The sequence below is a fragment of the Pedococcus sp. P2_E4 genome (assembly GCF_056403935.1).
Window position 1 is genome coordinate 1 of record NZ_JBFUEO010000061.1, and the last position, 12,315, is coordinate 12,315.

Consider the following 12,315-nt stretch of genomic DNA (forward strand, 5'->3'; position numbering starts at 1 on the left):
CGGTGTGGACGCGCGGGCACCGGACGAGGCGGCAGCAGCGGCCCCTGCGGCGAGCGCCGCACCGCCGGCAGCAGCACCCGCGGCACCAGCCCCGGGGACGCCGTCGGTGCGCTCGTGGTCAGAGGTCTCGGCACCAGCCGTCGCCGGGGCGGAGGCGGCGGTGGAGGCGGCGGTGCGCGGCGTGCGCTGGGGCTTCGCCGGACGCAGCCCCTCGACGGGCAGGGCGATGGTCTTCTCGACGGCGTCGTCGCGCGGTTCGGTGGACCCCAGGCCCTCGACCGCGGTGCTCGACCACGGGGCGATCTGGGTCGCGAAGTCCCCCGGCGTCGTCGGGCCCTCGTCGTCGTTGAGCGTGAGGCGGCACAGGGCGTCGAGGTCGCCCGGCACCCCGGCCGCGATCTCGGACGGGGCGGGCACGCCACCGACCAGGTGCGGCGCGGCCTCCAGGCCCTGCACGTGACCGGGCAGTGGCCACCGACTGGTCAGCGCGGCATACGCGATGGCGACGGTGCCGACTGCGTCGATGCGCGAGGCATGCGTGGACTCGACCTCCTCGACGCCGGCCAGCGCTGCGGCGGTGGCGACCCCCCGCACCTTGACCGTGCCGTCTGCGCCGCGCAGGACCGAGGAGGGCGTGAGGGCCAGGTGGTGCAGCCCTCGAGCTCGCGAGGCCTCGAGGGCGGTGGCCGTCTCGCCGGCGAGGCGCCGGGCCTCCTCGGCGGGCACCCCGCCCTGGGCCAGGATCTGGGTCAGCGTGTGGGCATCGTGGATGGCCTCCTCGACGAAGAACGCGATGCCCTCGGAGCGACCGACGTCGAGCACCCGGACGARCCGGTGGTTGTCGATGCCGGCGGCTCGGCGTGCGGCGTCGAGGGTGGCGGCGGCGTACGGGTCGCCCTCGAGGAAGCAGACGACGACGACGTCACGCTCGAGGGTCGTGTCGTGGGCGGACCACCGCTCGGCGTGCGGCATCTGCTCCAGGCGACGCTGCACGGCGTAACGCCCGCCCAGCACCGTCGAAGGGCCTACCCCGTGCACTGTGCCTCCTCGTTCCCCTCATCGCCCGCCATCGGCGAGTGGGGGGCGACGGTGTCGTCGCCCCGGCTGGTCTGACGCGGCTTCATCCTAGGGCGTGACGACTCAGGAGCGGCTCCTGCGCACGCGGCGGAGCACCGGGTCGAGGAGCTGCCCGACCTCGTCGACGCGCATCAGGTGCGCAAGGCCGAGGGCGACGAGGGCGAAGACGCCACCACCCACGACCAGCTCGGCGGCGGCTCCGGCGCGGCCCTCCGGCAGCGTCCCGTCGAGCCAGTGCACCAGCGGCCAGCTCACGCCTGCCGCCACGACTGCGGCGACGAGCAGGCGGGCGTAGAGGCGGGCCACCGATCGCAACCGCAGCAGGCCGAAGCGCCGCCGCAGCAGGGCGAAGCCGACGACGGAGGCCACCAGGTTGCTCAGCGTCTGGCCCACCCCGACGACCACCCCCGCGTGGCCGGGCTCGACCGTGAAGGCCACGAGGTTGACGGCCGTGGCCACCGCCGTGACGACGACCTGGAGGTAGAAGGGCGTCCGGGCGTCCTCGTAGGCGTAGTAGACGCGCTGCACCAGGTAGAGCCACCCGAAGGGCAGCAGGCCGACCATCATCGCCATCATCACGTGGGCGACGGCCTGAGTCTGCGCCTCGGTGTTGCCCGCGAACACCAGGTGCACGGCCGCGGGGCCGAACAGCAGGGCGGCGACGGTGCCGGGCACGAGCAGGACGGCCGGCATCCGCAGCCCGCGCCGGAAGTCAGCCACGACCTCGTCGCCCCGGCCGGCGTGCGCGGCGCTCGACATCCGGGTGAACAGCGCGGTGACGACCGAGAGGGTGACCAGCGAGTGCGGGAGCATGAACAGCAGGAAGGCGTTCGTGTAGGCCGCCTTGCCCGCCCCCGTCTCGTGCGCCCGGTCGAGCAGGCCCGTGGCCCGGGTCAGGACCCGTGAGGTGACGACGAACCCGAGCTGGCTGATCGCGAGGGCCGCGAAGGTCCACAGGGCCACCCGGGAGGCACTGCCCAGCCCGCTGCCCCTGACGCCCCAGACCGGGCGGTACCGGAAGCCGCTGCGGTGCAGCGGGATCAGCAGGACCACCGCCTGGGCGACCACCCCGAGCGTGGCCGTGCCGCCGAGGATCCACACCATGGTGGGCGTCCAGTCGGTGACGGCCGGCTGCTTCGGGTAGCCCAGCCGCAGGACGACGAGCCCGGCGATCGCCACCAGGTTGGCGAGGGCCGGCGCCCACATGTATGCCGCGAACAGGCCGCGCGCGTTGAGCACCTGTCCGAAGAGGGTGTAGAGCCCATAGAAGAACATCTGCGGCAGGCAGATGAACGCGAAGCCGGTCGCCAGCAGGAGGGCGTCGGGGTTGTCGGCGTCGGAGAACAGCCGGACCAGCCACGGAGCCATGGCGGTGACCAGCACCGTGGCGCCCACGACGATGCCCATCGACAGCGTGAGCAGCCGGTTGACGAACTCGTCGCCGCCGTCGTCGTGGCTGGCGGCCTTGGTGATCTGGGGGACCAGCACCGCGTTGAGGACACCGCCGGCGAGCAGCAGGTAGAACTGGTTGGGCAGCGTGTTGGCGACGTCGAAGGCGTCCGCGGCGAGGCCCGTGGTCCCGATGACGCTGGCCAGCATCGTCGCCCGGACGAAGCCGAGCAGGCGCGACGCCGTCGTGCCGCCGGCCATCACGGCGCTGGACCGGGCGAGCGACGCCGAGGCGGGCTCGCCAGGGGCGCTGTCGCCGGCTGCGGGGTCGCCGGCGGGGGTGTCGGTCATCGGGTGGTGGCCTTCCGTCTGCCGAAGGTGCGGATGAGTCCGAGGAGCAGGATGACGCCGCCGAGGGCGCCCAGGCCCCAGTAGACCCAGTCGCCGGTGGGGGTGACGCGGACCTGCACGTCGGCACCCTGGCCGATGACCGTGCCGTCGGGGGTCGTGAGGACGGTGCGAAGGGGCACCGGCCCGGCGGCGAGGGCGGTCACGCTGATGTTGACGGTCGTCCGGCTTCGCGGGCCGATCCGCAGGGCCGGGGGCTGGCTGTCGATGCGCAGCCGCGGGTTCGAGGCCTCGACGGCGAGCTTGACGTCCTTGACCGCGACCGGCAGGTCGTTGAGGACGGTGATCTGCAGGCGGCCGGACTCCGCGAGGAAGTTGATCGTCCCGGCGGCGACGCGGACCGCGGTCGTGGTCTCGCGACTGGCCGCCTCGACCCGGGTGTTGAGGACGGTCCAACCGGGCGCGTTGGCCCGCCAGCGGGCCGAGGCGAGCTGCTCGGCGGCCCGGGTCCAGGTGCGGGAGAACTCGTTGCCCGGGTCGTCGCGGATCAGGGCGACGGCGCGCACCGTGCGCAGGGTGGTCTCGAGGGTCGACGCCCGTCTCGGCGTGAGCACCGGACGCCCGGGAGAGGCTGAAGGCCGGCTCGGCCGCGTCACGGGGGCCGAGCTCATCGGGACCGCGCGTCGGGCGGCGGTCAGCTGGGCGTCGGTGGAGGTCGCCGTGAGCCACGGGATGCTGGCCGCGGTCTCGAAGAAGGCCCGCGCCCCGCTGGGGTCGGGGTCGAAGCCCCGCGGTGCGGTCACGAACACCTGTCGGCCCTGCGTGCCCGGCAGCTCGTTGAGCAGCGCCGCGGACTCGGCGACGAACTGCTGGGCGCTGAGGACGGCCTCGCCGGGCGAGCTGGTCCTCGCCAGCAGGGCGCTGAGCGACTCGTCGCTGGCGAGCAGCGCCAACCCGCTGCGGCTGCGCTGCGTCGCGGCGGGGGTGCTGCCGTCGTCGGCGACCGGCAGCACGGACGAGGAGACGACCTGGGCAGCGAGCGCTGGGGAGCGGTACATCGAGCGCAGCCCGGACTCGGTGGTGCTGGTGTAGCCGCCGTCCGCTGGCCAGGCGACGTCGGCGCGCCCCCCGAGCGTCTGCGCGACGCGGGCAGCCCGGGAGACGAGGGGGCGCACGAGGTCGCGGCCCGAGCTGTCACCGGCGACCGCGCCGACGTCGGCGTCGGTGTCGGGGAGCACCCACGGGGTGTGCCGGCCGGCCCCGCCCTTGATCCGCTCCTCGAGGGCGGCACGCAGGGTGTGCTCCTTGGTCTTGGTGTCACCGATGTCGACCGGGTCGCTCAACAGACTGGGCGTGAGGCTCGGGTCGAGGGCCCACGTGACCGGGGCGCTCTCCGTCGCGTCGAGCACGCGGGTGATCCGGGACCCCGCCCCCAGCGCGGTCGTCCACGCCGTCTCGCGGGGTGCGCCCTCGGCGCCGAACAGGTCCGGGTCGGCGTCCAGGGTCAGCGGGACGGCCCACGAGATCGCGATCGGCTGGTACTGCTTGAGCCGCTGGAAGCCGGCGAAGGTGCGCACCGTGCTGGTGCCGCTCTCGACGCTGAGGGGCACCGCGCCATACGTCGCCGTGCGCTCGTGGTTCGCGAGCCCGCGGACGGTGATCCGGAACGGCACGCTCGTGCCGGGGTCGAGCGTGGTGCGGATGGTGGTGCGCGCGACCTCGACGCCCTGCGCCGGCTCGGTCGCGGTCGCCCACGCCCGGACGCCCTGCCGGCTCATGACCCGGTCGCCACGGGCCGCCACGACCCTCAGCACCGGCTGGGTCACGGGGGTGCTGCCGCTGTTGCGGTAGGTGCCCGTGATGGTGAGGTCGCCGTTGCCGGTGATGACCGAGGGGGTGACGGAGGTGAGCGACAGCTGGGGGTCCGCGGCGGCCGCGGGGGCACGCTCCGCACGCAGTGGAGCGGTCGTCGGACCCGCAACGGCCGGTGGGGAGGCCATCCACGCGGGCAGGACCAGTGCTGCCGCGACGAGCACACGGCACACGGGGTGGTGCGCCATCAGCCGTCCCCGGCCAGCCGCGCCCAGGCCTGTCGCGCGATGCGTCGCTCGTTGGGGAAGGTGAGGTGCTCGTGGGCCTCGCGCAGCGGCAGCCACGCGACGTCGATGGCCTCGTGGTCGGGGTCGTTGTCGATCGTGAGCTGTCCGCCGGTGGCCTCGAGCAGGTAGTGGTGGACGTACTTGTGGATGCGGCGGTCGCTCGTCGCGAACCAGTAGTCGATGGTGCCGAGCTCGGTGAGGACGCGACCCTCGATGCCGGTCTCCTCCTCGACCTCGCGGGCGGCCGCCTGCTGGAGCGTCTCGCCGGTCTCGAGGTGGCCCTTGGGCAGGCACCACTCGATCCGGCCGGCTCGGTTGCGCCGGGCGATCACCGCGATCCGGGCCTGGCCCTGGTGCACGTCGACGACGATCCCCCCGGCCGAGCGCTCCTCCACCGCGGGGAGGCGGCGGCCGAGCCGCTCCATCCGCTCGGGCTCGGGCGCAGGGGAGGTCACCCCGCCACTCTAACGACGCAATACCCTTGTCAATCGTGTCCTCCGCCGATCCCCGCGAGCCCCAGCAGGCGCTGGCCTCCCAGCGTGCGCTGCTCGAGCGCGCCGTGACCCAGCTCGCGCCGGTGCTGCCCGTCCTCACCGAGCTCGGCGAGCTGTTCGTGGGCGCCGGGCACGAGCTCGCGATCGTCGGTGGCCCGGTGCGCGATGCCTTCCTCGGCCGCCCGTCGTTCGACCTCGACTTCACCACCAGCGCCACGCCCGACGAGACGCTGGCGATCCTGCGCCCGTGGGCGGACGCGCACTGGGACATCGGTCGTGAGTTCGGCACCATCGGCGCCCGGCGAGGCGACCACACCGTCGAGGTCACGAGCTACCGCGCCGACGCCTACGACGGGGTGACGCGCAAGCCGGTCGTCGCCTTCGGCGACAACCTGGCCGACGACCTGGTCCGCCGGGACTTCACGGTCAACGCGATGGCGATGCGGCTGCCCACGCTCGAGTTCGTCGACCCGTATGCCGGGTTGGCCGACCTCGCCGCGAAGCGGCTGCGCACGCCGTCGCCGCCGGAGGTGTCCTTCGGCGACGACCCGCTGCGGATGCTGCGCGCCGCCCGCTTCGTGGCCCAGCTCGGTTTCGACGTGGCGCCCGAGGTGCGCACCGCGATGGGGCAGATGGCGGCGTCCCTCGAGATCGTCTCGGCCGAGCGGGTGCGCGACGAGCTGACCAAGCTCGTCCTCTCGCCCCAGCCGCGCGCCGGGATCCGGCTGCTCGTCGACAGCGGTCTCGCGGACCACGTCCTGCCCGAGCTGCCCGCCCTCAAGCTCGAGATCGACGAGCACCACCGCCACAAGGACGTCTACGAGCACTCGCTCACCGTCCTCGACCAGGCCATCGCGCTCGAGGGACCGGCCGGCGGACCCGAGGAGTCGGTCCCCGGCCCGGACCTCGTCCTGCGGCTCGCCGCCCTCCTGCACGACATCGGCAAGCCGGCGACCCGCCGCTTCGAGGACGGTGGCGGGGTGTCCTTCCACCACCACGAGGTCGTCGGCGCCAAGCTGACCCGCTCTCGGCTCAAGGCGCTGCGCTACGACAAGGACACGGTCAAGGCCGTGACGCGGCTGGTCGAGCTGCACCTGCGCTTCCACGGCTATGGCGACGGGCACTGGACCGACTCGGCGGTGCGCCGCTACGTCACCGACGCCGGCCCGCTGCTGCCGCGCCTGCACCGGCTCACCCGATCCGACTCCACCACCCGCAACCGGCGCAAGGCCGAGCAGCTCTCACGCACCTACGACGCGCTCGAGGAGCGGATCGAGCGGCTCATGGAGGCCGAGGAGCTGGCCCGCGTGCGTCCCGAGCTCAACGGCAACGAGATCGCCGAGGTCCTCGGCATCAAGCCCGGCCCGATCCTCGGACGCGCCTACGCCCACCTGCTCGAGGTCCGCCTGGACCGCGGGGTGATCGGCCGCGCCGAGGCCGAGGCCGAGCTGCGCTCGTGGTGGGCCGCCCAGCCCGAGACCCAGGCTCAGACCCAGGCCGAGTCCCAGGCTGAGACCCGGGCTGAGACCCGGGCTGAGTCCCAGGCCGAGACCCAGGCCGAGTCCCAGGCCGAGTCCCAGGCCGAGACCCAGCCGCAGCCGTAGCCGCAGCCGTAGCCCGCGGTGGCGCCAGTCGCGGCCCTCGCGCCCGGCTTGTGGCAGTCTGTGCGCGGGGAGGCGGGCTCGCTCCCCGTGGTCCGGAAATGGTGTCTGTGGGACGGAGAGACGGTGAGCGGGAACGACTCAACCCGGCAGGGAGCCGGCCTGGTCGTCCGCGCCGGGGCCGCCACCGACGTGGGCCGGGTGCGCGACCACAACGAGGACGGCCTGCTGGCTCACGGAGGCGTCTTCGTGGTGGCTGACGGCATGGGCGGCCACGCCGCGGGTGAAGTGGCCAGCGGCATCGCCATCGCCACCATGGAGCAGCTCGCCCGGGCTGACACGCTCCGGCGCGAGGACCTCGTCGAGGCGCTGGCGCTGGCCAACCGCCGCATCCTCGAGTCCGTGGCCGCCCACCCCCAGCAGACCGGCATGGGCACCACCGCGACCGGCCTGGCCGTCGTGCAGGCAGGTGGTTCCGACAAGTGGGCAGTCTTCAACGTCGGCGACTCCCGGGTCTACCGGTTCCTCGACGGGCGCCTGAGCCTGGTCACGGTCGACCACTCCGAGGTGCGCGAGCTGGTCGACGCCGGCCTCATCACCGAGGACGAGGCCACCCGGCACCCATTGCGCAACGTCGTGACCCGGTCTCTGGGTACGCAGCCCGGCCCCAGGCCGGACATCTGGGAGTTCCCGCCCCACCCCGGTGAGCGCTTCGTCATCTGCTCGGACGGGCTCTCCGGCGAGCTGAGCCTCGGGCAGATCCGCGACCTCGTCGCGGCGCACGACGACCCGCAGGCCTGCGCCGACGCACTGGTCGCGGCGGCGGTCGGGGCCGGCGGCCACGACAACGTGTCGGTCGTCGTCGTGGTCCTCGACGCGGCCGACGACGGCGACTGACGCCGGCATACAGAACACGGCGACTGACGACGGCATACGAAAGGGCACCTCCCGCGTGGCGCGGGAGGTGCCCTTCGTCAGGGACTCAGCGGGTCAGCTGCGTCCAGCGTCAGCGCTCTTCGGTGCCGGCGATGAAGGCCTCGAGCTTGGTGCGGCCCTCGGTGTCCTCGCGCTGCACGGGCGGGGACTTCATGAGGTAGGACGAGGCGCTGATGAGCGCGCCGCCGATGCCACGGTCCTTGGCGATCTTGGCCGCACGGATGGCGTCGATGATGATGCCGGCCGAGTTGGGGGAGTCCCAGACCTCGAGCTTGTACTCGAGGTTCAGCGGCACGTCGCCGAACGCGCGACCCTCGAGGCGGACGTAGGCCCACTTGCGGTCGTCGAGCCACGCCACGTAGTCGGACGGGCCGATGTGGACGTTGCGGCTGTCGGTCAGGCCGGCGAGGGCGCCGGTCAGGTTGGACGTCACGGCCTGGGTCTTGGAGACCTTCTTGGACTCGAGGCGCTCGCGCTCGAGCATGTTCTTGAAGTCCATGTTGCCGCCGACGTTGAGCTGGTAGGTGCGGTCCAGCGTCACGCCGCGGTCCTCGAACAGCTTGGCCATCACGCGGTGGGTGATGGTGGCGCCGACCTGCGACTTGATGTCGTCACCGATGACGGGGACGCCAGCGGCCTCGAACTTCGCGGCCCACTCGGGGTCGGAGGCGATGAACACCGGGAGGGCGTTGACGAACGCGACACCTGCGTCGATCGCGCACTGGGCATAGAACTTGTCGGCGTTCTCGGAGCCCACGGGCAGGTAGGACACGAGCACGTCCGCGCGGGAGTCCTTGAGCACCTGCACGATGTCGACCGGCTCGGCCTCGGACTCGTCGATGGTCATCGCGTAGTACTTGCCGATGCCGTCGAGGGTGTGGCCACGCTGGACGGTGACACCGGTGGGCGGCACGTCGGCGATCTTGATGGTGTTGTTCTCGGAGTTGCCGATGGCCTCGGCCAGGTCGAAGCCGACCTTCTTGGCGTCCACGTCGAACGCGGCGACGAACTCGACGTCGTTCACGTGGTAGTCACCGAGCTGGACGTGCATGAGTCCGGGCACGGTGGCCGACGGGTCAGCGTCCTTGTAGTACTCGACTCCCTGCACCAGCGAGCTGGCGCAGTTGCCGACGCCGACGATGGCGACGCGCACGGATCCCATGGGGTTCTCCTTGGTTGGGTTCATTGGGTTCAGGGGGTTTCAGGTGTTTCTGGGGTGGAGCGGTGGGTGGCACGGGTATGCGGGGTGGTGGCCCTGCGCCGAGGCGCTGCCGGGGTGGGGATGTTGCGCTCGGCAGTGATCAGCTCGTTGAGCCACCGGACCTCGCGCTCCGCGGCGTCCTCGCCGTGTTGCTGCAGGGCCGCGGTGTAGGAGTCCATCCGCTCGCGGTTCTTGGCCGACGTGGTGCGGATGGTGGCCAGGCGCTCCTCGAGGCGGCTGCGACGCCCCTCGAGGATGCGGAGCCGGACCTCGGCCTCGGTGCGGGCGAAGAACGCGAAGTGGACGTCGAACGTGTCGTCCTCCCACGCGTGCGGCCCAGCCTGCTTGGCCAGCTCCTGGAAGTGCTCCTTGCCGTCGGCGGTGAGCTCGTAGACGATGCGGGCGCGCTTGGAGCCGGCGGCAGCGGTGGCCGTGGCGGCCCCTGCTCCGGTCGACTCGGCGATCCAGCCCCGGTCGAGCAAACCACGCAGGCAGGGGTAGAGCGTGCCGTAGGACAGCGCCCGGAAGACGCCGAGCGCGGCATTGAGGCGCTTGCGCAGCTCGTAGCCGTGCATGGGGGTCTCGTGCAGCAGTCCGAGGACGGCGAACTCGAGCAGTTCGGAGCGGCGGCTCATGGGCACCTCCTTCGGCAGTCTTCGTGGCCACGGTGGACCATCGGCGTCAGACTACACCAGATATATCGGCGCGATATATCTGGAGAACGCCGCCGTCCTCCCTCGGGCCGTCGAGGTCCTGCGGCGAATACCGGGTTTGCAGGCTCGTTGGTCATACTGAGGGCCGGTCCGCGCGCTGGTCGCGCGGTCCTCGTCAGTCAACTGGAAGGTCCCATGAGCTCCTCTCGTCCCCAGACGCGTGCCCAGGCCAAGGAGCGACAGGCCCGTCGTGCCGCGAATGCCAAGGGCGGTGGCCGTGGTGCCGGTGGCGCGGGTCGCTCGACCGCGGGCAAGGGCGGGCGGGGCCGCGCCTGGGCCAAGTGGCTCGGGCTCACGGCGCTCGCCGGCCTGCTGCTGCTGGTGATCGCGTTCTTCGTGGCCTACTCGACGATCTCGGTGCCCCAGCCCAACGAGCTCGCCGACCAGCAGGCGTCGATCGTCTACTACGCGGACGGCAAGTCCGAGATGGACCGGATCAGCGAGGTCAACCGCGAGTCGGTGAAGCTGTCCCAGATCCCCAAGGCCGTCCAGCAGGCGCACCTGGCCGCCGAGGACCGCAACTTCTACCAGAACTCCGGCATCAGCCCAACCGGTATCGCCCGCGCCGTCTGGGTCGGCCTGCGCGGCGGGGCGACCCAGGGTGGCTCGACGATCACCCAGCAGTACGTCAAGAACTACTTCCTGACGCAGGACCAGACGCTGTCGCGCAAGGGTCGCGAGATCATCATCTCGATCAAGATCGCCAAGCAGCAGTCCAAGGACACGATCCTCGAGAACTACCTCAACACCATCTACTACGGTCGGGGCGCCTACGGCATCCAGACCGCCTCGAAGGCCTACTTCAACAAGGACGTCTCCAAGCTCAACGCCTCCGAGGGCGCGTTCCTCGCCTCGGTGATCCGCGGTCCGTCCTACTACGACCCGGGCCTCGGGGCCGAGCAGAAGGCCAACGCCGAGCAGCGCTGGAACTACGTGATGAACGGCATGGTCACCGAGGGCTGGCTGACGCCTGACCAGCGCGTCGCCCAGAAGTTCCCGACCGTCGTGAAGGCGTCCAAGTCGCGGAGCGCGTCGGGTCCGACCGGCTACCTCGTCGACCTGGTCAAGCAGGAGCTCAAGTCCAAGCTCAAGCTGACCGACCAGGACATCGACAAGGGTGGCTACAAGGTGGTCACCACCATCGACAAGCGTTCGCAGGACGCCGCCGCCAAGGCCGTCAAGGCGCGCATGCCCACCGGCAAGGACGCGGCGGACCTGCACGTCGGCCTCACGAGCATCAAGCCCGGCGACGGTGCGGTCGTCGCGCTCTACGGTGGCTCCGACTACGCCAAGGAGCAGTTCAACACCGCCACCGACGCCAGGCTCCAGGCGGGTTCGACGTTCAAGGTGTTCACGCTGCTGGCCGCCCTCTCCAAGGACGAGCCGATCAGCACCAAGACCGTCTTCGACGGCGCGAGCCCGCAGTACTTCAAGGAGTTCGAGGACTCGGCCGGTGACGCCAACGCCAAGCGTGGGCGGGTGACCAACTTCGGTGGCCAGAGCTTCGGGCGCGTCGACCTGCGCACGGCCACCGCCAACTCCATCAACACCGTCTACGCCCAGCTCAACATCAAGGTCGGGCCCAAGAACACCAAGGAGGCCGCGGTCGCCGCGGGCCTGCCTGGCAAGGACCTGGGCACCAACTACGCCAACGTCCTCGGCACCGACACCGTGACCGTGCGCGACATGGCGAACGCCTACGCCACCGTCGCCGCCAACGGAGTGCGCGTCTCGCCCTACCTGATCAAGTCGGTCAAGGGTGGCCCCGGCGACCTCGACTACAAGGTCAAGGTGGCCAAGAAGGCCGCGTTCGGCAAGGACGTCACCGCCGACGCCATCGACGCGATGACCCAGGTGATCCAGCGGGGCAGCGGGTCCTTCGCCCAGCAGCTCGGGCGCCCGGTGGCCGGCAAGACCGGCTCGACGACCGACAACAAGGCCGCCTGGTTCGACGGGTTCACCCCGCAGCTGGCGACTGCGGTCGGCATCTACAAGGGCAACGGCACCAAGTCGATGAGCAACATCAACGGGCTCGAGATCACCGGTGGCAGCATCCCGGTGCGCATCTGGACCGACTACATGGAGGTCGCGCTCAAGGGCCAGAAGGTCCTGCCGTTCCCCAAGCGCGAGGGTCTGGGCGACGCGAACGTCTACACCCCGCCCCCCACCACGTCGTCGACCACCACGACCACGACGACCACCACGACGACCTCGACCACCACGACAGCGACGCCGACGGCGACCAAGACCAACGGCACGGGCAAGCCCACGCCGACGGCCACGACGATCACCGTCCCGGTGCCGGGGGCTGGCGGCGGGGCCGCGCCACCGCCACCGTCGCAGTAGCCCTCCGTCGTGACCACCTCACGCACGGCGCCTGACCCGCGTCCCGGTGGCCCGCTGGCACTCGTCGGCGGGCCCCTCGGCGCGCACGCCTCGGCCCGCGCCGGGTCGCTC

General features: G+C 71.8%; 9 protein-coding genes. 3 read left to right on the forward strand and 6 right to left on the reverse strand.

What is annotated here, in order from left to right; translation table 11 throughout:
• The 4 genes from AC1DV7_RS17355 to AC1DV7_RS17370 all read right to left on the reverse strand — a co-directional run.
• The coding region (locus AC1DV7_RS17355) for a protein kinase family protein (RefSeq protein WP_477598582.1) at positions 1–993 on the reverse strand (993 nt) is incomplete at its 3' end.
• A gap of 147 nt (positions 994–1,140) precedes the next feature.
• Positions 1,141–2,817, reverse strand: a complete 1,677-nt coding sequence (gene murJ / locus AC1DV7_RS17360) for a murein biosynthesis integral membrane protein MurJ (RefSeq protein WP_477598583.1) — start codon at positions 2,815–2,817, stop codon at positions 1,141–1,143.
• Complete coding sequence (locus AC1DV7_RS17365; protein ID WP_477598584.1) at positions 2,814–4,874, reverse strand: DUF6049 family protein; 2,061 nt, start codon at positions 4,872–4,874, stop codon at positions 2,814–2,816. The genes murJ and AC1DV7_RS17365 overlap by 4 nt, the downstream gene beginning before the upstream one ends.
• A complete protein-coding gene (locus AC1DV7_RS17370; RefSeq protein WP_477598590.1) occupies positions 4,874–5,338 on the reverse strand; it encodes an NUDIX hydrolase in 465 nt (154 codons plus the stop codon). Before AC1DV7_RS17370 ends, AC1DV7_RS17365 begins: the two co-directional genes overlap by 1 nt.
• A gap of 65 nt (positions 5,339–5,403) precedes the next feature.
• Between AC1DV7_RS17370 and AC1DV7_RS17375 the strand changes: the two genes are divergently transcribed.
• Both AC1DV7_RS17375 and AC1DV7_RS17380 read left to right on the forward strand, forming a co-directional pair.
• The gene (locus AC1DV7_RS17375; RefSeq protein WP_477598585.1) at positions 5,404–7,011 is read left to right on the forward strand and encodes a CCA tRNA nucleotidyltransferase; all 1,608 of its coding nucleotides are present in this window, start codon (positions 5,404–5,406) and stop codon (positions 7,009–7,011) included.
• A 123-nt stretch (positions 7,012–7,134) separates the two neighbouring features.
• A complete protein-coding gene (locus tag AC1DV7_RS17380) occupies positions 7,135–7,905 on the forward strand; it encodes a PP2C family protein-serine/threonine phosphatase (RefSeq protein ID WP_477598586.1) in 771 nt (256 codons plus the stop codon).
• 109 nt (positions 7,906–8,014) lie between these two features.
• Here the strand turns inward: AC1DV7_RS17380 and AC1DV7_RS17385 are convergent, their stop codons facing one another.
• The gene (locus AC1DV7_RS17385) at positions 8,015–9,106 is read right to left on the reverse strand and encodes an inositol-3-phosphate synthase (protein WP_477598587.1); all 1,092 of its coding nucleotides are present in this window, start codon (positions 9,104–9,106) and stop codon (positions 8,015–8,017) included.
• 29 nt (positions 9,107–9,135) lie between these two features.
• Positions 9,136–9,780 carry a PadR family transcriptional regulator gene (locus AC1DV7_RS17390; protein WP_477598588.1) on the reverse strand — a complete coding sequence of 215 codons (645 nt, stop codon included), beginning with the start codon at positions 9,778–9,780 and terminating at the stop codon, positions 9,136–9,138.
• Between the two features lie 213 nt (positions 9,781–9,993).
• On the opposite strand from AC1DV7_RS17390, the gene AC1DV7_RS17395 reads away from it, so the two are divergent.
• The gene (locus tag AC1DV7_RS17395) at positions 9,994–12,204 is read left to right on the forward strand and encodes a transglycosylase domain-containing protein (protein WP_477598589.1); all 2,211 of its coding nucleotides are present in this window, start codon (positions 9,994–9,996) and stop codon (positions 12,202–12,204) included.
• Positions 12,205–12,315: the final 111 nt, after the last annotated feature.

Coding starts and splice junctions, on each gene's coding strand:
- murJ (WP_477598583.1), bottom strand. CDS start 2,817: ATGACCGACACCCCCGCCGGCGACCCCGCAGCCGGCGACAGCGCCCCT.
- AC1DV7_RS17365 (WP_477598584.1), bottom strand. CDS start 4,874: ATGGCGCACCACCCCGTGTGCCGTGTGCTCGTCGCGGCAGCACTGGTC.
- AC1DV7_RS17370 (WP_477598590.1), bottom strand. CDS start 5,338: ATGGAGCGGCTCGGCCGCCGCCTCCCCGCGGTGGAGGAGCGCTCGGCC.
- AC1DV7_RS17385 (WP_477598587.1), bottom strand. CDS start 9,106: ATGGGATCCGTGCGCGTCGCCATCGTCGGCGTCGGCAACTGCGCCAGC.
- AC1DV7_RS17390 (WP_477598588.1), bottom strand. CDS start 9,780: ATGAGCCGCCGCTCCGAACTGCTCGAGTTCGCCGTCCTCGGACTGCTG.
- AC1DV7_RS17395 (WP_477598589.1), top strand. CDS start 9,994: ATGAGCTCCTCTCGTCCCCAGACGCGTGCCCAGGCCAAGGAGCGACAG.